19 protein-coding genes and 3 tRNA genes are annotated in these 21649 nt (G+C 57.1%); 5 read left to right on the plus strand and 17 right to left on the minus strand.

The genetic code is table 11. From position 1 onward, the window contains the following. Positions 1-163 precede the first annotated feature (163 nt). The 4 genes from M3668_RS03655 to M3668_RS03670 form a co-directional block, all read right to left on the minus strand. Positions 164-1495, minus strand: coding sequence for a dihydrolipoamide acetyltransferase family protein (locus M3668_RS03655; RefSeq protein WP_251379432.1), 1332 nt, complete (start codon positions 1493-1495; stop codon positions 164-166). Between the two features lie 17 nt (positions 1496-1512). Continuing rightward, the gene (locus M3668_RS03660; RefSeq protein WP_345443752.1) at positions 1513-2502 is read right to left on the minus strand and encodes an alpha-ketoacid dehydrogenase subunit beta; all 990 of its coding nucleotides are present in this window, start codon (positions 2500-2502) and stop codon (positions 1513-1515) included. Between the two features lie 4 nt (positions 2503-2506). Further along, positions 2507-3679, minus strand: coding sequence for a thiamine pyrophosphate-dependent enzyme (locus tag M3668_RS03665; protein ID WP_251379433.1), 1173 nt, complete (start codon positions 3677-3679; stop codon positions 2507-2509). Between the two features lie 145 nt (positions 3680-3824). Next, positions 3825-4958 carry a histidinol-phosphate transaminase gene (locus M3668_RS03670; RefSeq protein WP_251379434.1) on the minus strand — a complete coding sequence of 378 codons (1134 nt, stop codon included), beginning with the start codon at positions 4956-4958 and terminating at the stop codon, positions 3825-3827. Positions 4959-5102: 144 nt separating this feature from the next. Here M3668_RS03670 and M3668_RS03675 point away from each other — a divergent pair. Continuing rightward, a tRNA-Thr gene (locus tag M3668_RS03675) sits at positions 5103-5177 on the plus strand. Between the two features lie 51 nt (positions 5178-5228). Here M3668_RS03675 and M3668_RS03680 read toward each other — a convergent pair. From M3668_RS03680 to M3668_RS03695, 4 genes are all read right to left on the minus strand, one after another. Continuing rightward, positions 5229-5465, minus strand: a complete 237-nt coding sequence (locus M3668_RS03680; protein WP_251379435.1) for a hypothetical protein — start codon at positions 5463-5465, stop codon at positions 5229-5231. A gap of 30 nt (positions 5466-5495) precedes the next feature. Then, positions 5496-6350 (minus strand): HpcH/HpaI aldolase/citrate lyase family protein, encoded by an 855-nt coding sequence (locus M3668_RS03685; protein ID WP_251379436.1) that lies wholly within the window; start codon positions 6348-6350, stop codon positions 5496-5498. 83 nt (positions 6351-6433) lie between these two features. Then, a complete protein-coding gene (locus M3668_RS03690; RefSeq protein ID WP_251379437.1) occupies positions 6434-7180 on the minus strand; it encodes an ABC transporter ATP-binding protein in 747 nt (248 codons plus the stop codon). Positions 7181-7227: 47 nt separating this feature from the next. Beyond that, positions 7228-8325 carry an ABC transporter permease gene (locus M3668_RS03695; RefSeq protein ID WP_251379438.1) on the minus strand — a complete coding sequence of 366 codons (1098 nt, stop codon included), beginning with the start codon at positions 8323-8325 and terminating at the stop codon, positions 7228-7230. 176 nt (positions 8326-8501) lie between these two features. Here M3668_RS03695 and M3668_RS03700 point away from each other — a divergent pair, with 176 nt between their 5' ends. Together M3668_RS03700 and M3668_RS03705 are read left to right on the plus strand one after the other, a co-directional pair. Further along, positions 8502-9890 carry a sensor histidine kinase gene (locus tag M3668_RS03700; RefSeq protein ID WP_251379439.1) on the plus strand — a complete coding sequence of 463 codons (1389 nt, stop codon included), beginning with the start codon at positions 8502-8504 and terminating at the stop codon, positions 9888-9890. Beyond that, positions 9887-10516 carry a response regulator gene (locus tag M3668_RS03705; RefSeq protein WP_251379440.1) on the plus strand — a complete coding sequence of 210 codons (630 nt, stop codon included), beginning with the start codon at positions 9887-9889 and terminating at the stop codon, positions 10514-10516. The genes M3668_RS03700 and M3668_RS03705 overlap by 4 nt, the downstream gene beginning before the upstream one ends. Positions 10517-10553: 37 nt before the next feature. Here M3668_RS03705 and M3668_RS03710 read toward each other — a convergent pair whose 3' ends face one another. The 4 genes from M3668_RS03710 to M3668_RS03725 form a co-directional block, all read right to left on the minus strand. Further along, positions 10554-11042, minus strand: coding sequence for a dehydrogenase (locus M3668_RS03710; RefSeq protein WP_251379441.1), 489 nt, complete (start codon positions 11040-11042; stop codon positions 10554-10556). A gap of 105 nt (positions 11043-11147) precedes the next feature. Beyond that, entirely contained in the window at positions 11148-11336 is a 189-nt protein-coding gene (locus M3668_RS03715) for a YbdD/YjiX family protein (RefSeq protein WP_237202853.1), read from the minus strand. 14 nt (positions 11337-11350) lie between these two features. Beyond that, a complete protein-coding gene (locus M3668_RS03720) occupies positions 11351-13633 on the minus strand; it encodes a carbon starvation CstA family protein (RefSeq protein ID WP_502948950.1) in 2283 nt (760 codons plus the stop codon). Between the two features lie 115 nt (positions 13634-13748). Further along, a complete protein-coding gene (locus M3668_RS03725; RefSeq protein ID WP_251379442.1) occupies positions 13749-14741 on the minus strand; it encodes an NAD(P)H-quinone oxidoreductase in 993 nt (330 codons plus the stop codon). A 111-nt stretch (positions 14742-14852) separates the two neighbouring features. On the opposite strand from M3668_RS03725, the gene M3668_RS03730 reads away from it, so the two are divergent. Further along, positions 14853-14940, plus strand: a tRNA-Ser gene (locus tag M3668_RS03730). Positions 14941-15226: 286 nt separating this feature from the next. Further along, a tRNA-Ser gene (locus M3668_RS03735) sits at positions 15227-15318 on the plus strand. A 476-nt stretch (positions 15319-15794) separates the two neighbouring features. Here the strand turns inward: M3668_RS03735 and M3668_RS03740 are convergent. The 5 genes from M3668_RS03740 to M3668_RS03760 all read right to left on the minus strand — a co-directional run bounded on the left by M3668_RS03740 (position 15795) and on the right by M3668_RS03760 (position 21278). After that, positions 15795-16820, minus strand: a complete 1026-nt coding sequence (locus tag M3668_RS03740; RefSeq protein ID WP_251379443.1) for a hypothetical protein — start codon at positions 16818-16820, stop codon at positions 15795-15797. A 30-nt stretch (positions 16821-16850) separates the two neighbouring features. Continuing rightward, positions 16851-17378, minus strand: coding sequence for a SixA phosphatase family protein (locus M3668_RS03745; protein WP_251379444.1), 528 nt, complete (start codon positions 17376-17378; stop codon positions 16851-16853). A gap of 45 nt (positions 17379-17423) precedes the next feature. Beyond that, positions 17424-19469: a BCCT family transporter gene (locus M3668_RS03750; protein WP_251379445.1), complete on the minus strand. Its 2046-nt coding sequence runs from the start codon at positions 19467-19469 to the stop codon at positions 17424-17426. Between the two features lie 134 nt (positions 19470-19603). Beyond that, positions 19604-20380, minus strand: coding sequence for an alpha/beta fold hydrolase (locus tag M3668_RS03755; RefSeq protein WP_251379446.1), 777 nt, complete (start codon positions 20378-20380; stop codon positions 19604-19606). A 124-nt stretch (positions 20381-20504) separates the two neighbouring features. Next, complete coding sequence (locus M3668_RS03760) at positions 20505-21278, minus strand: winged helix-turn-helix domain-containing protein (RefSeq protein WP_251379447.1); 774 nt, start codon at positions 21276-21278, stop codon at positions 20505-20507. Positions 21279-21649: the final 371 nt, after the last annotated feature.

Below are 21649 nucleotides of genomic sequence, written 5' to 3' on the forward strand. Positions count from 1 at the left end.
CACACCTTGGCATGGTACCGCCTCTTGCCCTTGAGCAAGGCTTTACAGGCTTGTTCCTGTAACGCCTTACTTGAGCTCATAGGTGGCACCGAAAGACCCAGTCTGCTTTACGCAAACTGGGTCTTTTTTGGGCCGATTTGCCCCGAACCTCAGGCTTCATTCCCTACATGTCTAGGAGCAGGGCCGGTTCTTCCAGAATAGAAGCAACATCGGCCAGGAACCGGGCAGAGAGATCTCCGTCCAGAATACGGTGGTCGAAGGACCCCCCCAGAGTGGTAACCCAACGCGGGATGACCTCTCCGCTCACTACCCAGGGCTTCTCTTTAATGGTGCCGAAGGCAATAATGGCAGCTTCACCCGGGTTAATAATCGGTGTTCCGGTATCAATGCCCAGGGAACCAATATTGGTGATGGTCATGGTGCCGTTAGACATCTCTGCCGGCTGAGTTTTGCCCTCGCGGGCGCGTGCGGTGAGATCGTTGAGTGCTATAGCCAACTCCCGCAGGTTAAGTTCGTGGGCATTTTTGATGTTGGGCACCATCAGACCGCGAGGGGTAGCTGCAGCGATGCCCAGGTTCATGAAGTGCTTGATCTGAATTTCGCTGTCCGTCCAGGTCGCGTTGACCTGGGGGTTGCGGGCAGCAGCCCAGATGACGGCTTTGGCCAAGATGAGCAGCGGAGTTACCCTGATGCCTTCAAACTGGGGTGACTTCTTGAGTCTCTTGACGAACTCCATGGTGCGTGAAGCGTCCACATCTACGAAAATAGAAACGTGCGGTGCACTGAAGGAAGACTTCACCATGGCAGCAGCGGTCGCCTTACGCACACCCTTGACGGGGATACGCTCAATTCGATCATCGCTGATCTCTGTTGCCTGCCAGAAACTGCTGGGGCTTTCCCCGGGCTGAGTGGCCTGCGGCAGAGCCATATGTGCGGCGTAGCTGAGAAGGTCTTTCTTGGTGACCTGTCCTTGCGCACCGGTGGGTGGAACATCGTGCAAATTGATGCCCATGTCTTGGGCCGCCTTACGAACCGGCGGTTTAGCCAGGGCATGGGAAGCAACATGTTTAGACGGTAGCGGGAAGGACGCCGCGGGCTCAGCAGAGACGGGCTCAGGGCGCTTGCGAGCACGACGCTTAACCGAGTCAGCCTTGGGGCCAGAGCCCACCAGTGCCGCCTGCTGTGCGCCAGCGTCCTTAGCGTCGCAAGAAGCAGGTTCAGTGGTAGCCGGGCTAGCGTTCTGCTCAGGGGCTGCGCCCCCCGCCGAGATAGCGATAATGGGGCTCTCTACCTCTACGGTCTGCCCTTCTTCTGCCATGAGTTTCTCTACCCTACCGGCATAGGGTGAGGGCAGCTCAACCACTGATTTGGCGGTCTCAATCTCAACGAGGACATCATTGACCGCCACTGTATCGCCGACTGCGACCTTCCAGCTGAGGATTTCTGCTTCCGTGAGGCCTTCGCCTACATCGGGGAGGTTAAAAATCTGGGACACGGTTTAACCTTTCGTTTCTAGTAGGCAAAGGAGCGGTCAACGGCATCGAGCATACGGTCAATGCCGGGCACGTATTCTTCTTCGACTCGGGAGACCGGGTAGGGCATGTGGAAACCACCCACTCGTAGCACGGGTGCTTCCAGGTGGAAGAAGCAACGCTCTGAAATGGTCGATGCGATATCGGAGCCGATGCCACCAAAGACCGGAGCTTCGTGGGTTACCACCAGGCGCCCGGTTTTCTCTACCGAGGCAATGATGGTGGGGAAGTCCAGGGGTGATAGGGAGCGCAGGTCAATGACCTCGATGCTGCGGCCGTCCTCTTCTGCTGCCTTAGCTGCGGCTAGCGCAACCGGAACTAGGGGCCCATAGGCAACCAGGGTGAGGTCAGTGCCTTCGCGCACCACCTGGGCTTTGAAAGGGTCAAAGCCGGTGTCGGTGAAGTCTACTTCTCCCTTGGACCAGTAGCGGCGCTTAGGTTCGAAGTAGATTACCGGGTCTGGGTGGGCAATGGACTTGCGTAGCATCCAATAAGCATCGTGCGGGTTAGAGGGGGTCACCACGCGTAGGCCCGGGGTGTGGGTGAAGAGGGCTTCGGGTGACTCGGAGTGGTGCTCGATAGAGCCAATCATGCCCCCATAGGGAATGCGCACGGTGACAGGGACGGTGTAATGACCCAGGGTGCGACCGTGCATTTTGGCCAGCTGACTGGTGATCTGGTTGAAGCCGGGGAAGACAAAGCCGTCAAACTGGATTTCTGCCACCGGTCGGTAGCCGCGCAGGGCCATACCGATAGAGGTACCGATGATGCCTGCTTCGCCCAGGGGGGTATCCAGCACACGGTTCTCGCCAAAGGTTGCCTGGAGCCCCTCGGTGACGCGGTAGACCCCGCCCAACTTGCCGATGTCTTCACCCAGGATGAGCACCTTGCGGTTGGTGGTCATTTCATCGTGCATAGCACGGGTAATGGACTTGGCGAGGGTAAGGGTTTCTTGAGTCTGTTCAGTCACGGTCTTATTCCTCTTCAAAGCCTGCAGTGTAGGCACGGTAGAAGGCGCGGTCGTCCTCTACTTGCTGGTGGGGTTCAGCGTAAACCCGGTCAAGGTAGGTCTCAAAGTCTTCGGGTTTGCTGTTCAGCACGTAGTCGCGCACAGTTTGCCCACCCTGTTTGGCCTCTGTTTCGATCTCTTCAAAGAAGCTCTCTTCGACCCCGCGTGACCGCAGGTAGGCTTCTAACCTGGGAAGAGGGTCAAGGGGGGTGTAGGTCGCCTCATGGTCTTGCGGGCGGTACTTGGTGGGGTCATCGGCGGTAGTGTGGGGACCCAAGCGATAGGTTTGAGCCTCGATCATAACTGGGCCCTCCCCCGCACGTAGCTTATCCATGGCGTAACGAGTAGCAGCGTAGACCGAGAGAACGTCGTTGCCGTCCACGCGCAGACCTTCAAAACCGTAGCCAGCTGCACGGGTAGCCAGAGGCACTCGGGACTGGGTTTCAAAGGGAACCGAGATAGCCCAGCCATTGTTTTGCACAAAGAATAGAACCGGGGCGTTATAGCTGGCGGCAAAGACCATAGCCTCATGCACATCGCCCTCGGTGGATGAACCGTCACCGAAGTAGACCGCCACGGCCGGCTTCACGGCGTCCTGGTTGGGGTCTGTCGCCTGGCCCTGACCGGTCTGCTTTTCGCCTGTCTCCGCCTCAATCTGAGCGTCCATGTTCAGACCCATGGCGTAACCGGTCGCGTGCAGCACCTGAGCTGCCAGCACCAGAGTGTAGGGGTGCACGTTGTGCTTTTTTGGGTCCCAGCCCAGCGTTGCGCTCCCGCGGAAGAGCGGAGTAATTTCGGAGGGTTCGATGCCGCGTTCCAGCAGAGCGCCATGATCGCGGTAGGAGGGGAAGATGTGGTCGTTAGGTGCTAAAGCCCGGGCGGACGCCACCTGAGCGGCTTCCTGCCCACGGGAAGGCACCCAGAGCGCCAGCTGACCTTGGCGCTGTAAGGCCGTCATGTCGTCGTCGAACCGGCGGGTGAGCGCCATGGTCCGGTACATCTCTTTGAGGTCGGTGTTAGTCAGTTCATCAGCATAGGGGCTGAACGTGGGGTGGGTTCTGACGGTGCCGGTCTCATCCATGAGTTGTACGAGGTCAGGTATACCCCAGGGGGTGGCAGGGGTGTTTGCTTGTGGCATGGAATCTCCGCGTGATAACCGGGGTGGTGTACCTATTAAGACTACGCCCGCGCCACCGTCATTCTGCCCAGTTTTTGCAATTTTTAGTGAAAATATGCAAATAATGGGCAAAGTCTCAGCTGGCGCGGGCCCGAAGTAAAGGAGGTTAGGGTGCGCTGGTGCGGTGTTCGAACTGCTCCGCAAGCGCTAGAAAACGGTCATTGGCCTCATCTTCGCCAATAGAGACACGCACACCCTCACCGGCAAACGCGCGCACCGACAGGGCGTTGCGTTCAGCCAGCTCAGCAAAGGCAGCCGAGTGTTCACCCAGAGGCAACCAGACGAAGTTAGCGCGGGTCTCGGGCACCCAGTAGCCCAGGTTAGTTAGTTGGGTAACCACCTTTTCACGTTGCTCCACCAGGTGGGCTACCCGCTGCATGACGGAGTCGTTGTGATTGATGGAAGCAACGGCAGCCTGCTCAGCAATAGAGGTCACCGCAAAAGGAGTGGCACCCACACGCAGGTACTGGGTGATAGCGGGGTGAGAGATGGAGTAGCCAACCCGCAGCCCTGCGAGTCCCTGCGCCTTAGAGAAGGTGCGCAAAATAATGACGTTTTCATAGTCAGGGAGAACGTCCAGGCCATTGACCGGGGGCTCCTGCCCCTCGGGAATTTCGCTGGCTGCGCAGAACTCAAAGTAGGCCTCATCAATAACGACCAACACGTCGCTGGGCACTTTGGCCAGGAAATCCCGGACTTGATTCTCAGTCACTGCCGGGCCCGTAGGGTTGTTGGGGGTGCAGACCAGGATGACGCGGGTCTGATGGGTAACCGCCGCCGCCATGGCGTCCAGGTCGTGGGCACCGTTGGGCAGATTAGGCACCTGCACGCTCTTGGCACCTGCTAAACCCACACAGATGGGGTATGCCTCGAAGGAACGCCAGGCGTAGATGACCTCGTCCTGAACGCCGTCCTCGTGGCTCCCGGCGAATGTTGCCAGGATCTGGTTCAGGGCACCCAGGCTGCCGGCACCGGTTACGATGTCATCAGCGTTCACCCCCAGGTGCTCGCCCAAGCGGGTGCGCAGGGCAGTAGAGAGCGGGTCGGGGTAGCGGTGCACGGTGTTAAATTCAGCGAGCACCCGGGCCACCGGCTCCACCGGCCCAAAAGGGTTCTCGTTAGACGAAAGCTTAAACTGGGTTAGCCCTTCCACCGGTACCGGGGGTTTACCCGCTGCGTACTGGGGAAGTTGAGAGAAGACCGGGCGAGGGTTAAGCCCGGAACGCTGTGAAGTAGTCATACCCACCATTGTAGTGCCCCTCACTTTTCCCTCTAGGTGGTGGACGCCGTTAGCTTGGTAACCAGTGCAGGGTCAGCAGGTGGTGAACCCGCGTGGGCTCTGGTAAAGTTTTCTTTCGTTCGCGCTGACGTTCAGCACCAACAGGCCTCCATAGCTCAGGGGTAGAGCATTTCCCTCGTAAAGAAAAGGTCGTCGGTTCAAATCCGACTGGGGGCTCCAGAACATAAGACCCGTTCCGCTACTGCGGAACGGGTCTTATCTTTAACCCACTTAGTCCTCGTCTAGGTGAACCTCGGAGCCGTAGCCAATGAGGTAGGCCCAGATCCAGGCGGTCATCACCGCTAGAAAAATGGGCACCAGGAACATAGTGTCTGAGGCAAAGAGCCAGCGGTAGAAGAACCACAGGGCCAGTGAGGGAATCAGCAGGAAAGCAAAGAGGGCTATAAAACCGCGGGAAAAGCCACCCGAAGGTGTCCTCCTGCTCTCGAATCGAAAATAATCTTTCACCCATGCCCCTTTCAGTGTCTAACCAACAATTTAGCTACGCCACAGGCCGTAGGTCTTGGCCAGGGAGGATACCTTGCGGGCACGTGCCAGGCGGGGCAGGTAGGAGCCGTCCTTAGGCACGGAGTCCCCCTCGCTCTTTTGCAGCAGTTCCCGTGCCCAAGCGATTTCATCGGCGCTGGGTGCTAGGCCCAGGTTGATGGTTTCGGTCTGGGCCGGGTCAAGGGTCAGCTTACCGGTCATGCCGTGGCTGGTGGTTACCGCACAATCCTTGATGAGGGCTGACCCGTACTTACCGACCGAAGGGCCATCAATGGGGCCAGCGAGGCCACCCACGCGGGATGCCAGTACCATCTGGGAGCGGGCAAAAGCCAGAGCGATGGGGTCATCTGAAACACCGGTATCACGGCGGTAGTCACCCTGACCGAAAGCCAGGCGGAAGGTGCCCGGTGCCTTGGCGATGCGCACGACGTTCACCATACCCAGGGCGGTTTCAATGAGAGCAATAACGGGGGTACCGGCAGGTAGCATCATGGCAGTGCGTGTCACGTGGTCGGGGTGCTCTGTCATAGCCAGCATGACACCTTTGAGGCCGGCGGCATTGTTCAAGGCTTCAAGGTCCTTAGCCCAGTGATCACTCTCAATACCGTTAATACGAACCCAAGCGCTAGCAGCTCCCCCATTGAGCACGGCGACTACGCGCTCGCGAGCCGCGTCCTTTTGATCTTCAGGGCAGCCATCTTCGAGGTCGATAAGCACTGAGTCAGCCTCAGATTCAAGGGCTTGAGCAATCACCTCTTCGGTTGCTGCTGCGCTGACCAAAAGCCAAGAGCGAGAGAGGCGGGCGGGCAGGGAGGCGGCACGTTCGTTGCGGTGAAAGTTAATCACAAAAAAGTCCTTGTTATGGTTTCTTTGACTGCAACTCATTCTACCTTGCTCACCCTATCGGGAGGCTGACACGTGAGCTATCTCTAGGCGTCTGTGAGGCACCCATCGGTCATGTATACCGTTCGGTCAGCGTGAGCCAACTGGTCCCCGTCGTGGGTAATAAGCAGGGTGGCGGTGTTGAATTCGCGGGTGATCTGTGCCAGCAGTTCCACGATAGATGCGGAGCGCTCGGCGTCCAGGGCGCTGGTGGGTTCATCGGCAAGGAGCAGGGCGGGGGTATTCATGAGGGCGCGGGCAATATTGACGCGCTGACGCTGACCGCCTGAGAGCTGATGCATCTTACGGCCCTTCTCAGCACCGAGCCCCACCAGGTCAAGAAGCTCGGTTGCTCGCTGGCGGGCTACTTTGAGGTCAGCACCGCGAGCGCCGCTAATGCGCGCCACCAGCTCGAGCTGTTCAGCGGCGGTGAGGGAGGCCAGTAGATTGGGTTGCTGGAAGATGAAGCCGACGGTGGTGCGGCGAAGCTCGGCAAGTTGGCGGTCACTGTAATTTTCGGTGCGGTTGCCCTGAATAATGCGAGCGCCGCTGGTGGGGGTAATCAGCCCGGCTGCTACCGAGAGCAGGGAGGATTTACCGGAGCCGGAGGCTCCGGTCACGGCAGTCAGCGTGCCGCGGTGGGCGGTCAGGCTTACTCTGTCTAGAGCACGCATGACGGTGGGGTTGCCGTCAGCGTCCACTCCGTCTGGGTATTCCAGGACGATGTCGCGCAGTTCTAGCACGCTGTCGGTGGGAGTAACAGTCTGGGTGGGAGCGATAAGGGTCGCAGTCATGGTGGTTGGCCTTTCGTGAAGCGGGGTCATCGGGTCAGAGCGCGGGGTTAGTTGCCGCCCAGGGCGATCATGGGGTCTACCTTGGCTACCTTTCGCAGGGCGAAGAGGGAGCCTGCCATGCCTAGTGCCCAGATACCTGCTGCGGGTGCCAGGACAGTTAGGGCGGTGAGCTGGAAGGGCACGGCGTTCGCTGCCAAGGCACCTAGCCCGAAGCCGGTGAGAGCGCCGAAAGCCACACCCACTGCTAGGATGACGGCGGTCTGCGCCAAAGCGTCTTTGGTGAGGAAGCCTTGAGAAGCGCCGAGGGCGCGCATAACGGCGATGTCACGGGTGCGCTGGATCGTCCAGACGGTCAGGAAGGAGATAATCACCAGAGCTGAGATGCCATAGAGGAAGCCCTGCATGGTGACCAGGGAGCCTCGTTCTGAGGTGTAAGCGGGCAGAGCGTTAAAGGATTCGCGGGGTGTGATCGCCTGAGTTCCGGTTTCTGAGGCAAGTGCTTCAACGTCGGCGTTGCCTTCTGCCAGCATCACGGTGCCCACAACTGCTTCATCGCCCTCTAGGGTGCGCTGGTGGGTGAGGTTCTGCCAGGTGGCGGTGGTTGCCCAGCCGGTCAGGGTGTGGGAGTAGAAGGTGTCTTCAGCGATACCGGAGACCACCAGGTCGGTGCCGCTGAAAGTGACAGTATCGCCCACCTGTGCCCCGGCGTCCTGGGCGGTGGTGGCGGGGAGCAAGATTTCGCCGTCAGCAGGCAGGGAGCCTTCGCGCAGGGGCGAAACCTCGCCCACGGTTGGTGAACCTTCTGGTAGCGAGAAAAGGGTCATGGACACCGCTGAACCGGCTTCAAGCCTGCCGATGCTCACGCCCAAGGGCTCAGCAGAGGTCATGCCCTCTGCGCTCTGCCACTGATTCAGCAACCCGGCGGTGATTTGTGAGTCGGTGAAGGACGCGTCGCCACCCTCGTTGGAGGGCGCAAAAACCAGGGTGTCAGCAGGGAGTTTTTCAAGAGCGTCGGTGTTCTGGTTACCTAGCCCGCCGGTCAGCCCGGTCAGCATGACCAGCAGCAGGGTGATGAGGGCTACGGTAGCCCCGATGAGGGTGAACCTGCCTTTAGCAAAGAGGATGTCTCGCCAGCCTACGAACATTGTTCCGCCTTTCGCGTCACGGTTTTCTAATCTATTACCATTCAACCGGGCAGGGGGTAGGTTGCACATCGGGGTAAGGGTTGAGCTTTTTATCAACCGTTTGGACGATGTGCGCGGCCGGGAAGTAGCTTGCCCCCCTGAGTAGACTGGTGCTGACTATTACCTTGGGGAGATAAATGCGCAGTAAGCGGGAGCCTAAGACTCTGCCCACCGGCCAGAGTGTGCAGACGGTGACGGTGCTGATGGTGCTACGTATCAGCCTGCACGTAATGTTTGCCTTCCTGGTACTTTTTGGCACAGTAGCTACCCTGTTATCTGAAGCCCCAGCGGCCAAGCACACCGCGGTAGCGGTGCTTTCCCTAGCTCTGGGCGGGATCTACCTGTGGGGCACCATCTTTGAGAATCGCCTGGGTCTGCCCTCTAACCTGCATCAGGTCTTTAGCCGCGCCAAGGCGTCCGCCCCCTACCGGCCTGAACAGACCGGTACGCCCCTGCCGGTGGCTCTCTGGCTGGGCTGCATCACCCTGCTCTGGCTGGTATTAATGCTGCTGAGCAGTTCTTTCACCTGGGTTGTTTTCCCCATCATGTTTCTTTATTTGCACCTCTTGCGCCCGGTCAGAAGTGTATTGGCCACGCTTCTGCTCTGTTGCCTAGCGGTGGCTCTGCCTTTGGTGGGCCCTGCCGGTTTTGGGCTGAGCGCGGTGCTTCATGATGGTGTTGCCCCGGGCTACCTAATCGGACCCACCTTGGGCGCTCTGCTTGCTATCGTCATTTCTTTTACCTACCGCGCTCTGCGGGAGGACGCCGCCCACCAGTACCGACTAGCAGAGCGGCTACGGGCGGTTCAGGCGCAGCTGGTGCAGCAACAGTACAGTGCTGGCAAGGTAGAAGAGCGTGAGCGTCTGGCACGAGAAATTCATGACACCCTAGCCCAGGGGCTGTCTTCCATCGTGCTGGTATCACGGGCGGCAGAGCGCTCCCTGCAGGAGGGAGACCGGGCGCGGGCCTCCGAGCAGCTGAGCATCATTAGCGCCAGCGCGTCAGAGAACCTAGCGGAGGCACGCCGTTTCATCAAAGATTTGTCCTCCCCCGCCCTGGACGATTCCCTCGTCTCTGCTCTGCAACGGCTAGCTACCACCACAGCCGAGTCCCGGCGCGCGCTGGGCAAGAGCCAGCCGGGCGCTGAGCACTTTGTCTGCACCTTCACCTTTGAGGGTAACGAGGACGCCGCCCGGCAGCTCCCTTCGCAGGTGGCGGCTGCGGTGATGCGGTGTGCTCAGGGTGCTTTGGCTAACGTGGTCGCGCATTCGCAGGCCACCCGAAGCGCGCTGACGCTGACGCTGTGGCCTGAGAAAGTTATTCTAGATGTACTGGATAATGGGCGGGGCTTTGACCCCGGAGCTGCTGAGAGCCGCACCCCATCAACAGAAGGCCATACCGGCTTCGGCTTAACCGCCATGCACAACCGGGTGCAGGCACTAGGTGGCTCCCTTGAACTCGAAAGCGGCACCGGAGGCACTGCACTAACCGTCTCCTTTCCTTTACACCTTCAGGAGAAAGCATGACCATACGTGTTTTATTGGTTGATGACCATCCCGTAGTACGGGCAGGACTGCGAGCCATGTTTGAGGAATTTGAGAACATCACGGTGGTCGCTGAGGCAGCAGACGGCGGTGCAGCGCTGTCTGAAGTAGCCCGTTTTGCAGAGCAGGGGCACCCGTTGGATGCCGTAGTCATGGACCTACAGATGAAGCCGGTGGACGGCATCATCGCTACCCGTTCTATCACCGAGCAGTTCCGCACCCCGGTGCTGGTTCTCACCACCTTTGATACCCAGACCAATATTGTGGCAGCTGTTGAGGCGGGGGCGCTGGGCTACCTGCTGAAGGACGCCCCGCCCGAGCAAGTGCAGGCTGCAGTAGTGGCAACAGCAGAAGGCCGTCGCACCCTCTCCCCCGATATCGCAGCTACTCTCATGGACCGTATGCACCGGCCGGTGATTACCCTTTCCCAGAGGGAAACCGAGATCCTTACGCTGCTGGCAACGGGGGCAACCAATCGTGAGATGGCGCAACGGCTTTTTATCTCTGAATCAACGGTTAAAACCCACCTGGTGCATATTTACTCCAAGCTGGGCGTCGATAACCGCACGGCCGCTGTGGCTACTGCCCGCGCTGAGAACCTGCTCTAGGCCGGGCCCCTTTCCCGGAGCTCCAGCAGTAATTGGGTTAGGCAGAGGCCAGCTCTGCCTTTTCAGCTAGTGCCCGGCCCAGTAATTCTTCTGCTGTTTCAATATGCTGAACTACGGTCTGCACCCTGCGGGAGACCACGGTTTCACGGTCACAGCTTTGCTCGCAGGTGCCCGCGCACCGTGTCATGGCTAGAGCTTCAGCGCAGAGCGCCAGGGAGTTACCCGCCTTAGAAAGAGAGCGGTGCAGGTCTGAATAAACCCCGGTAGGGGACGCCGGTACATCGGTACCGTTACTGGGTGCGATGTTCTGAGCTTGTGCCGCAACAAATCGCACCCGGGGCAATAGGTCTGCCAGGTCGTTAGCAACCGGGATGAGGTGTTCGAGGGTATCGGTAGCGGGCATGCGCTCAAGGATTTGGTGAAAACGGTCTAGCCCGCGCACAAAGCGGTCATGGGCTCTGCGCCAGAGGCCGGTGCCGAGCTCGGCGTCATCGCGGCGTGACTGCAGAAAATCTTTGATTCCCAAGGCACAGCTCCTCTCGTCGTCCCTCAACAGGTGTCTTCTTAGGTTACCCTAAGAAAACTGCCGGAGCTGCCCTTTAGGCAACTCCGGCAGACTTCTTTGTGCACTCTAGCAACAGCGGGTACCCGGGTTCTTTTCCATGCGGTCGGTGTGATCACGCCAGAACTCGCGTTCGGTCATGGGCGGGTGCTCACAGCCGGTGGCACGGTGGTGAGCCAGATACTTTTGGTACTTGTCAGCACCCAGCACACCGTTAGCCAGCCAGCGCGCTCGGGAGAAGAAATCACGCAGTGACATATTCACCTGCTTCGCTAGTGCCCACTGTGCCCGGCTGAGCCCGAGACTTGATCGGGGTACTTGGCGTAGAATTTCTTCCATTCCTGCTCAAGTTGCCTCTCGGGAGCTGTAGCCAGCATGCCGGCCGGTGCGTAGATCTTGGATTCAATATAGGGGTTCTCCCTGCTCTCCTGGGCATGCCCATTCTTCGCCTTGAATACCTCAATCACAGCGGTAGCCACCACGGTCAGGGTCAGCACAACGAAGAGGATGGAGAGGGAGCCCTGCACGAAGGTGTTGCGAACAACTGCGTCCATGGCTTCGGGGGTTGCAGCGGCACCCAGTGAACTCTCGCCTGCGGCAATCGCATCCTTGTAGCGGAAGTGGTTAGCCCAGTAGCCCACGGCTGGGTTAGATGAGAAGATTTTCTGGTAGGAGCCAACCACGGTGACGACCAGGTCAAAGACCAGCGGCACGGCGATAATCCAGAGGTACTTGAACTTACCCTTATTAGCGGCGATAGCCAGGCAGACCGCCAGAGCGACCGCAGCTAGTAGCTGGTTAGCGATACCGAAGAGCGGATAGAAGGTGTTGATACCACCTAGAGGGTCGGTAACACCAAGAATCAGGATGCTACCCCAGCCAGCAACCATCACAGCGGTGGTAATCCAGGCACCGGCACGCCAATTGTGATCCTTAAACTTAGGGAAGAAGTTGCCCAGGGTATCTGAGAGCATGAAGCGAGCCACGCGGGTGCCGGCGTCCACAGCGGTCAGGATGAAGAGAGCTTCAAACATAATGGCGAAGTGATACCAGAAGCTGGTGAGTTCGAACCAGGGAATCATCTTGTTCAGGATCAGCGCCATGCCCACCGCCAAGGTGGGGGCACCACCGGTACGCGAAACAATGGACTGCTCACCCACGGCATCTGCAGTGGACTGCAGGATTTCGGGGGTGATGTGCACCCCGGTCAGCCCCAGTGAGTTGACGAAGAGCGCAGCCGATTCAACGGTACCGCCGGTAACGCCGGCTGCCGAGTTCATGGCGAAGTAGATACCGCGGTCGATGGTAACGGCTGCAACCAGCGCCATGATGGCCACGAAGGACTCCATGAGCATGCCACCGTAACCGATGAAACGGGTCTGGCGTTCTTTTTCAACCATCTTGGGGGTAGTGCCCGATGCGATGAGAGCGTGGAAGCCTGATAGGGCGCCACAGGCGATAGTGACGAAGAGGAAGGGGAAGAGGGAGCCTGACCACACCGGACCGTCCGCGCGGGAGGCAAATTCGCTGACCGCAGGAACGGTGATCTCGGGGCGGACCACGATGATGCCGACTGCTAACAGGATGATGGTGCCCACCTTCATGAAGGTAGAAAGGTAGTCACGGGGTGCTAGCAGCAACCAGACCGGCAGAACGGCGGCAATAAAACCGTAGATGATAACAGCCCAGGCCAGGGTGACGCGGTCCAGCGTGAGATACTGCACGCCCCATTCGGTGTTGCTCACCATGCCACCACCGATGATGGCTGCCATGAGCAAAATAAAGCCAACAATAGAGATTTCGCCGACTTTACCGGGGCGGATGTAGCGCAGGTAAACACCCATGAAAAGCGCGATGGGGATGGTCATACCCACGGAGAAAACACCCCAGGGCGATTCGCCCAGTGCGTTCACCACGACCAAGGCTAGGATGGCGGTAATGATGATCATGATGGCGAGGGTTGCCAGAATCGCGGCGTAACCACCAACGGTTCCTAGTTCTTCCTTAGCCATCTGGCCCAGGGAACGCCCGCCGCGGCGCATGGAGAAGAAGAGAACTAGGTAGTCCTGAACAGCACCGGCGAAAATAACGCCCACAATAATCCAGATAGTGCCCGGCAAGAAGCCCATCTGCGCTGCCAGCACGGGGCCAACCAGGGGGCCAGCGCCCGCGATAGCTGCGAAGTGGTGACCGTAGAGCACCCGGCGGTCAGTGGCCGCGTAGTCCTTACCGTCCGCGTCGTACTCCGCTGGGGTTGCGCGGCGGTCGTCGGGCTGGGCCAGTTTGGCTTCAATGAAGCGGGCGTAAAAACGGTAACCTATCAGGTAGCTACAGACCGCTGCGAAAACAAACCAAATGGCGTTCACAGTTTCGCCGCGGAAGATAGCGATCATGGACCAGCTGACCGCACCAATAATAGCGATAACTGACCAAATGGCTATTTTCTTGGGCGTCCACGTAACGTGATCTGTTTCTAGTTTTTCGGGATCGACGTAGGCCGCCGGCCGCTCGTTATCAATAGTCGATGGGGAGTGGACTTCCACAAAAATCTCCATACTGTGTGCCCGGTGTGTAACCGAGAATGATGTGCGTACTCACACATTAGACCTGTCTCACATTTTTCTCCATATTTAAGCCGTGTATGACAAAGAGTTTCCTCGGCTCTGACCTTTAGGGCACCAGCAGGATTTTGCCGGCATGCTCCCCAGAGTCAAAGTAGGTGTGGGCAGCTGCCGCGTCATCAAGGGAAAAGGCACGGTCCAGGTGGGGTGAAATGACCCCGCTTTCCAGCAGGGGCCAGGTGACCCGACCCACACCAGCAACGATAGCGGCCTTATCCGCCGAGCTGCGCGTACGCAGAGAGGTGGCATGGACGCTGAGTCGCCGGGAGAGCATGTAGCCCAGATTAACATTCCCTTTATTCCCACCTTGCAGGCCAATAATCACCAGCGAACCGTCTACAGCCAGGGTCTTGAGGTTATCATCCAGGTAAGAGCCGCCCACCACGTCCAAGATGACATCCACTCCCCTACCCTCAGTAAGCTCTAGTGCCGCTTCGCGGAAGTTTTGGGTGCGGTAGTTGATGGGCTCAGCACCTAGCTGCTTAATGCGATCGCACTTTTTGTCGCTGCCAGCAGTCGCTAGAACCCGCAACCCTAGAGCTTGCGCCAGTTGGATAGCGTGGGAGCCAATCCCCCCGGTCCCGCCGTGAATCAACAGGGTGCGCCCGGCGTTATCATCAGCGCTCTCGCTCACACCGCAGACTGTCACCAGGTTGGAGTAGACGGTGGCTGCAACCTCCGGCAAGCCAGCGGCTTCTACCAGGCTGACACCCTTGGGTACCGGCAGGGTATGGTCGTAGCGCACAGCAACATATTCGGCATAGCCTCCGGAAGCCAGCAGTGCTACTCGCTCTTGGCCCAGCAGTTCTTCCGGAAGCCCGTGACCCACTTCAACCACGGTGCCTGACACCTCTAGCCCGTAGATATCGCTTTCACCCGGTGGGGGTGGATACAACCCTCGGCGCTGCATGACGTCGGCCCGGTTAATGCCGCTAGCAGCAACCTTGAGCACCACCTGCCCCTGCCCAGCAGAGGGCTGGGGTGCGTCACTCACCACCAGAACCTCTGGCCCACCGTGGTCTATTTCCCGTATTGCACGCATACCTGCTCCTTATTTTTCTCTTACCCCCACTCTAACGAGAGTGAGCACACACCGGTTATGTTTTGCAAAGTTATGCTGGGTGTGTAGTATTGTTTGAGTGCTCAGCACGCTGGATGGTTGTCCGAGCGGCCGAAGGAGCTGGTCTTGAAAACCAGTAGGCGGCAACCCCGTCTCGTGGGTTCAAATCCCACACCATCCGCAAACTAAAGCCCCGCTTCGAAAGAAGCGGGGCTTTTTGTATGCCCCCCCTTGGATCACACAGGGCCGGCAGATCACGAAGTAATGTTCAGAAAAAATGTTCACACCTTGCCCCGCTACGAGTAACCGGATGACTGCTGATTTCTGTGCAAATATACTTAGCCCTATAGCCCAGGCGAAGACGCCACATACCACGCAGCGTTTTGACCCTTGCTCCTTTTGCGGCTAGTATTGGGGGAGCTGTGATGCTGAAAGCAACGTTGACGAGCTGGATGCGCACGCTACATGGAGACGTGCCAGAGCGGCCGAATGGACTTCACTGCTAATGAAGGGTCGGGATTAAACTCGACCGGGGGTTCAAATCCCCCCGTCTCCGCCAATCAGAAAAAACCCCGTCTGACCTAGTGAAATCTAGGTCAGACGGGGTTTTTCTGTACTGAAGCCACTCATTTCGAGAGCGCGGAGCGAACTATTCTCTTGTTACCGCCTGCCCCGTTAGAGTCAAGAGAGTGCAACCAAGGGGTTCTATCTTCTTCATTATCTTTTTCCGATGATACGACGGGCACGAAGAGGTAATTGCGGACATTAGCCTGATCGGTCATACGCGTAATGTCGGGATCATTGGACTCTTCTACACGGGAACCGAAGGAGGTGCTGTAAGTCGCCGTCAAAGAAGAAGACCACACTCACCGGCTACGTCCAGTCAATCCTATTTGCATAGACATAGTATTGGTTAGTGGTGTCACCGTGGGTGTAAAGAGAAAAGGTTGACGGATTGACTTGGGCGGAAGCTAGCTCTGCCGAGAGAACACCCCAAACCAGAACAGTGGTCACAGTGACTACTACCGAAACGCCTTATTTTTCTTCTTCTACTTCACTCGGTTGCGCCTCGCTTCGAGACATAGAGATTGATACACGCGGAACAGATGATTTTAAGCGCCCAAATGCACCAGCGGTTTTTGTTTTGAGCTTCTTTGTTTTAGTCTCTTCCTCTTCAATAAGCACGTCCTGCTGAAGAGAATCTAAAGAACCTGCTTGAGGAAGCGCTTGTAGGTGTTTCATGAGTCGAAGAGCTTGTGGTTTCAGCGTTGAATACGTCATCCCTCCGGCGATGACCCCACCCACCACTGGAACTACTTTGGTAATACTTTGCGCAAAGCTCTTTTTAGTGACGCTGACCCCAACATATTTGAGACTCTTTTTAACAATGGGGTAGTACCAAGTTTTAGTCAAAGCCTTGCTAGCAATCTGTTTTTGTAGCGAGATCTTGGCTGTTTCTTGTGCGAATTTGTTGAGGGCAGTGGTCGCGCCGCTTACCTGAGTCATTACCCCAAGAAAAAGGGCCAACTTTGACAACGTTTCATCATCAAGCTCATCTAAATCACCCAAAAAATCTTTCCACCCATAGATGTAGGCAAGCTTCTGCATAATTCTGAAAATATGAGCGTAATACTGCAAAAGATCGGAGGGTACGGTTGCTAGCATTGCGAATCCGCCAGGGACACCCGCTGCAAAAGAAATAACCGTTGATTTACGGGTCTCAAGTTCTATAGAAGAGCGGGCAATTTTCTCTAGAATAGATGCAGAAATTTCGGCTTCCGCGGGAGTTGTCTCAATTGCCTCAGCTACTTGATGTATTCCAACTCCAGCTTTCAGAAGTTCTGCCTGCAAAAATTTTTTACGGTCAATTCTAACCGCTTTGAGGCGCATCACCGTTGAGATGAACTTTGTGGCAAAAGCTATTGTCTCTTGCTCCTCTTCCAAAGTTTCGGACGGTATCTGAGATTCAATTTTTTCCGCAGTTAGCTCATTTTCAGCTTCAGCAAAACTAGCCCCCTCACTCACCGCATCCTCCGAAAAGATAACTTCTTTACTACTCATAATGGTTCCTTTTGCAATATATAAATAAATTTAGAAAGCTTTGAAGGCTTTGAGGAAAGCGGCAGCGGTTGTGAGTTCTGACCAGTCGCCAAAAACATCAAAAACAGCTACCGATGATGGAGAGAAACCGTGGGAGGCATCCATAAGGGCCTCATAGTCAGAATCGGGGCGCGCAAGTTCTAAGGCAGCGTCCTGCACACCGGGTAAGTGTGCCACCAGCATGAGCGCCTGAACCCCCTGCGGCGCTCGATGAACGGTTGAGAGCAGAGCAGATGACGGGGCGTTATAGAGCCGCTCATCCAAGCTAGCGGTGGGGGCTTTCTCCCCCAGCGCTTCAGAAACCCAGGTGGTGGTCTGGCGGGTGCGCAAAGCGGCTGAGCTCACTAACATCTCGGGCACGAAGCCCTGTTGCACCAGCCACTGCCCTGCGCTCAATGCTTGCGCATGTCCGCGCCGTGTCAGGGGGCGGTTGAAATCGTCCAACCCCCAGTCAGCCTCAGCGTGGCGCATAATGATCAGTGTTTTAGCGTCGTGACGCGGTAGGGAAAACTCGCTCATAACCCCCAGTGTAACGCGCCGGCAGGGCAGGCGGCGCGAGAGCACCTAGCTATTCTTGGGGCTATTGGGGGCTTCAACAATGGGGATTTCCCCGGTGTATTCACCCGTCTTGTAGTCGTAGTCCACCTCGTTGCCCTCTTCATCGCGGCGTACATACCAGTCAGTTACTTCACTAGCAGTTGAATCAAAATCAGCACCGGTGGCGTAGTCACTGGTGGGCTGAGTTTTCTCAACCTTGAGCGCGAAGTTATCCCCATGCTCGCTCACTCCCTGGTGCACTGCGTTTTCAACAGCGACTGCGGCGAACTTCTGGCGGATAGCCATGGGGTCGGTGCGTAGCTCTTTGAGGAAGGCGATGCAGATCAGGATGAGAATAATCGAGAAAGGCAGAGCTGTAACCGTGATTAGGTTCTGCAGGCCCTGCAGAGCATTTTCGCTGCCAGTCATCAGAATAACCACGGCGATACCCGCCATACAGAGGGCCCAGAAGGTGGTGATACGGCGTTTCGGTGAGGGGTTGCCGCGCTGGGAGAGCTGAGAGTTCACGAGCGAAGCAGAGTCAGCGGTAGTGATGAAGAAGATTGCCAGCATCACAATGACCACGGGAGCAATGATGGACGCACCGGGCAATTGATCCAGCACCACGAAGAAGATTTCTTGGGCCGGTGGGATAGTTGCCGCAGTGCCATCGGGGGCAATCGCGTTACTTTCTCGCTGCATCCAGATGGCGGTGCCGCCCATAATGGTGAAGGCAAGCACGATGATGGTGGAGGGGATGAAGAGCACGCCCAAGATGAACTGGCGGATGGTGCGTCCGCGCGAAATCTTGGCAACGAACACGCCGACGAAGGGCGCCCAGCTGACCCACCAAGCCCAGTAAAAGGTGGTCCACGATGAGAGGAAAGCTTGCATTTCTTCGCTCTCTGCCATGTTGGCAGAAAGTGCGTCAGGCATGGTGCCAACGTATTCGATAATGGTGGCGGGAATGATGTTCATCAAAAAGGCGGTGGGGCCGGCAATAAACACGAAAACCGCGAGAAGCACGGCAAGGCCCATGTTGATATTGGAGAGCCAGCGGATGCCCTTGGAGACACCGGATACCGCAGAAAGGATGGTACCCACGGTCAGCACCACGATAATGATGAGGGCAACGTTATTGGTGGTGGCGCTCCAGCCAGTGACCAGCTTGGTGCCGTGAGCGATCTGCAGCGCACCGATACCCAGGGAGGCGGCGGTGCCAAAGAGGGTGGCGATAATAGCCATGCCATCAATGAGGCGTGAACCAAAGGATCCGCTCTTATTGCCAAACAGCGGTTCAAGGATGGCACTCATGAGCGGCACACGCCCTCGGCGGTAGGAGGCATAGGCGACTGCTAGACCTACGATGGCGTAGATGGCCCAAGCATTAACACCCCAGTGCAGGGCGGCCTGGGCCATGGCACCGGTAATCGCTTCAGCAGTAGCGGGATCATAGGCACCAGGCCGCGGTGAGAGGTAGTAGGTCAGGGGCTCATAGGGGCCGAAGAAAATAATGCCGATACCGATCCCAGCACCGAAGAGCATAGAGGCCCAGGACGCTGTTGAGAACTCAGCTTTCTCACCGTCCACGCCCAACGGTATTTTGCCGTAGCGAGAAAAAGCGATGAGAAGTAGCAGCACCATGAGACCGGCGGCCAGGGAGGTAAAAATCCAGCCCAGGTTGCTCATGACCCAGGTGAGTGCTGTGGTTGATGTTTCCAGCACATGAGCAGGTGCCAGAACACCCCAAATAACAAACCCGATGATCAGGGCACCCACCGTTGCCAGAATGGGCTTATCAACCCCGTACTTGATTTTCTGCTCTTCAACAGAAATACCGGGCACCAGGGCGGGGTGAATGTTATGCGGGTAAATAACGTCGCGAAAAATCTGTGGGGTGGTGCGTTTTTTGGCGGTTTCCTTTGCCTTCTGCGAACCTGCGGGGGCAACCTGCCGTAGCTTTCCCGTGGCGGGATTGTTGTAAGAGAAGGTGGGGCCCTTATCTGAGGTAGGTGAGATAATGGGCTCTACCGTGAGATCTTTATGCGCGGGTTTGGGGTGCTGGGCGTCCATACACGTGCTCCGTTAATTATAAGTTTGCTGACTTATCGACTGTACTACTCTTTGGGCCAAGAATCGATATGTGGAGGCTCAGTTGGCTCGTTCACGGGCTAGCAAACTCTGCTGGCAAGCGCAGTGAGCGGCGCCTAGGCCGTTATGAATTGACGCAGAAAGTAAACCGTTTCTTCCGGTTTTTGGGCGTGCACCCAGTGACCGGCTCCCTTAATTGAAATTTTGCGGACGCGGGGGAAAAGCGCACGCATAGGGGCGGTATCAGCGTCGGTGATATAGGGCGAATCACCGCCCGCTATCCAGAGCACCGGGCCATCAAAGGTGCCCGTAGCTCCCGGCCATGCCATGATGCGGGGCAGATTCTCACGCAGCATTACCAGGTTAGGTTCCCACCGGTTACCTTCCTTGCCCATGATGAGGTTCTGTAGCAGGAAAGCGCGGGTACTCTCAGAAGGTACACTAGTGGCAAGGTCAGCTCCGGCTTGGGAACGAGTGGTGTAAGTATCGATGGGAAGCGCCAGCATGCCGTCCATGAGCACTTCAAAGTTACCCTTTGACTCCCCGGGCGCAATATCAACCACCACCAGTTTTTCCACCAAATGGGGGTGGCGCAGTGCAAGCAGCATAGCAATCTTGCCGCCCATGGAATGACCCATAAGCACCGCTTTCTGACCGTTAGCAAACTCTTCCACCGTCACCGCAGCGATATCAGCCATCTGCACGTAATCAAAGTCCTCCGTCCAGGGTGAAGCACCGTGATTAGGGAGGTCAATGAGCAGGGTCTGAGCCTGGTCACCGAGGCCCTTGGCAATACGGGTGAAGTTTTTGCCGCGGCCCAGCAACCCGTGCAGAAACACCGCTTTGATGGGGCCCGAACCGACCAGGGAGGTAAAGAGAGGTGAAACAGTCATATCCCTTACTCTACCGGCAGGGTGTGAAGCGTCGGTAAGCACCCCAAAAACATCCTAGGCAGGGGCAAGAAAAAGCCACCGCCGGGCATCAGCCAGACGGTGGCGCATCGTTTGCGTCAGCGGATTAGATAGAGTATTCGGGTGCTGCCCAGACAACAACCTCGGGGTGCTCGTAGAAGCGGTAGCCCTGACCGCGCACGGTGCGCACGGTGTTGGAAAGACGGCCCAGCTTAGAGCGCAAGCGGCGGATATGGACGTCGATGGTGCGTTCGTTAGGCACTTCTTCAGCATCTCGCCACAGGCTCACCAGCAGCTCCTCACGGGCTACGGTACGCACTGCGTTTTCTACCAGGTAGTTGAGCAGCTCAAATTCTTTGTAGGTCAGGTTCAACATTTCGCCGTCCAGAAAGACCTCGCGGCGGGAAAGATCAATCAGCACACCGACTGAGTGGGTGGGCTTCACATCCTCCGAGCCTTGATGCAGTGCGGTAGGCAGTGCCTCAGGCTGGTAGTGCACGGCGGTAGGATCACCCAGGGCGTTACGCACCACCTCAAGGTCGCTACCTTCTGCGCCGGCAGGAGCCAGGGCAACGGCGGCGTAAGATTCAGCTTCGGGTGCCAGGTTATGGGCGTAAGCTCGTAGGTCCTGCACAATGCGCACCAGGGAGGTGCCGTTTGAGGCTGCAGCCTCTTCACTCAAACCTACGTAGACCACGAAGCCGCGAGCTTCGTTTTCCTGCGCGACGGTGCGCTGGGGCTCGGGTTTGAAAGTCATGGGGCGCAGGTTAGTGGGATGAGGCTTATTCTGACCGCCATTCTGCACACCAGCTACATGAGGGCGCTGGGCGGTGGAGCGGCTTCGCTGTGATATGTGAACATATCCCGGTGCACCTGACATTTTTTCTCCCCTATTCGATGGGCATCGAGTGTGTGACCTCTAGAGACGCACGAGTTCATGTGTGTGAAACGTGAGCTGCCCGTCTTTCCTTTAATCCTTGTCTGATACGGCGGATAAAGCAAGTAACATTTAAGACATCTATGCGGCTCTTCTTAAACTATAGCACCGGCAAGGAGAATTCATTATGCAAAAAATATCTATGTTCTGAATATTCTTCCAATTAATACCTTGAGTACGAATAAGTGATGTGAAAAAACCTGAATATTTTTACTACCGGTCAGGGTCAATCTGACTAGAACAAGGCATCGCAAAAAGTCAATAATTCTTTTTTAGAGGATCGCGGAGCGAGATTATCTGGCATCAAAATGGGG

The organism is Rothia sp. P100, assembly GCF_023712425.1.
Lineage (GTDB): Bacteria > Actinomycetota > Actinomycetes > Actinomycetales > Micrococcaceae > Rothia > Rothia endophytica.

Coding starts and splice junctions, on each gene's coding strand:
- M3668_RS03720 (WP_502948950.1), bottom strand. CDS start 13,633: ATGGAGATTTTTGTGGAAGTCCACTCCCCATCGACTATTGATAACGAG.
- M3668_RS03670 (WP_251379434.1), bottom strand. CDS start 4,958: ATGACTACTTCACAGCGTTCCGGGCTTAACCCTCGCCCGGTCTTCTCT.
- M3668_RS03715 (WP_237202853.1), bottom strand. CDS start 11,336: ATGTCACTGCGTGATTTCTTCTCCCGAGCGCGCTGGCTGGCTAACGGT.
- M3668_RS03755 (WP_251379446.1), bottom strand. CDS start 20,380: ATGACTGTTTCACCTCTCTTTACCTCCCTGGTCGGTTCGGGCCCCATC.
- M3668_RS03750 (WP_251379445.1), bottom strand. CDS start 19,469: ATGGACGCCCAGCACCCCAAACCCGCGCATAAAGATCTCACGGTAGAG.
- M3668_RS03740 (WP_251379443.1), bottom strand. CDS start 16,820: ATGAGTAGTAAAGAAGTTATCTTTTCGGAGGATGCGGTGAGTGAGGGG.
- M3668_RS03700 (WP_251379439.1), top strand. CDS start 8,502: ATGCGCAGTAAGCGGGAGCCTAAGACTCTGCCCACCGGCCAGAGTGTG.
- M3668_RS03725 (WP_251379442.1), bottom strand. CDS start 14,741: ATGCGTGCAATACGGGAAATAGACCACGGTGGGCCAGAGGTTCTGGTG.
- M3668_RS03745 (WP_251379444.1), bottom strand. CDS start 17,378: ATGAGCGAGTTTTCCCTACCGCGTCACGACGCTAAAACACTGATCATT.
- M3668_RS03705 (WP_251379440.1), top strand. CDS start 9,887: ATGACCATACGTGTTTTATTGGTTGATGACCATCCCGTAGTACGGGCA.
- M3668_RS03760 (WP_251379447.1), bottom strand. CDS start 21,278: ATGTCAGGTGCACCGGGATATGTTCACATATCACAGCGAAGCCGCTCC.
- M3668_RS03695 (WP_251379438.1), bottom strand. CDS start 8,325: ATGTTCGTAGGCTGGCGAGACATCCTCTTTGCTAAAGGCAGGTTCACC.
- M3668_RS03690 (WP_251379437.1), bottom strand. CDS start 7,180: ATGACTGCGACCCTTATCGCTCCCACCCAGACTGTTACTCCCACCGAC.
- M3668_RS03665 (WP_251379433.1), bottom strand. CDS start 3,679: ATGCCACAAGCAAACACCCCTGCCACCCCCTGGGGTATACCTGACCTC.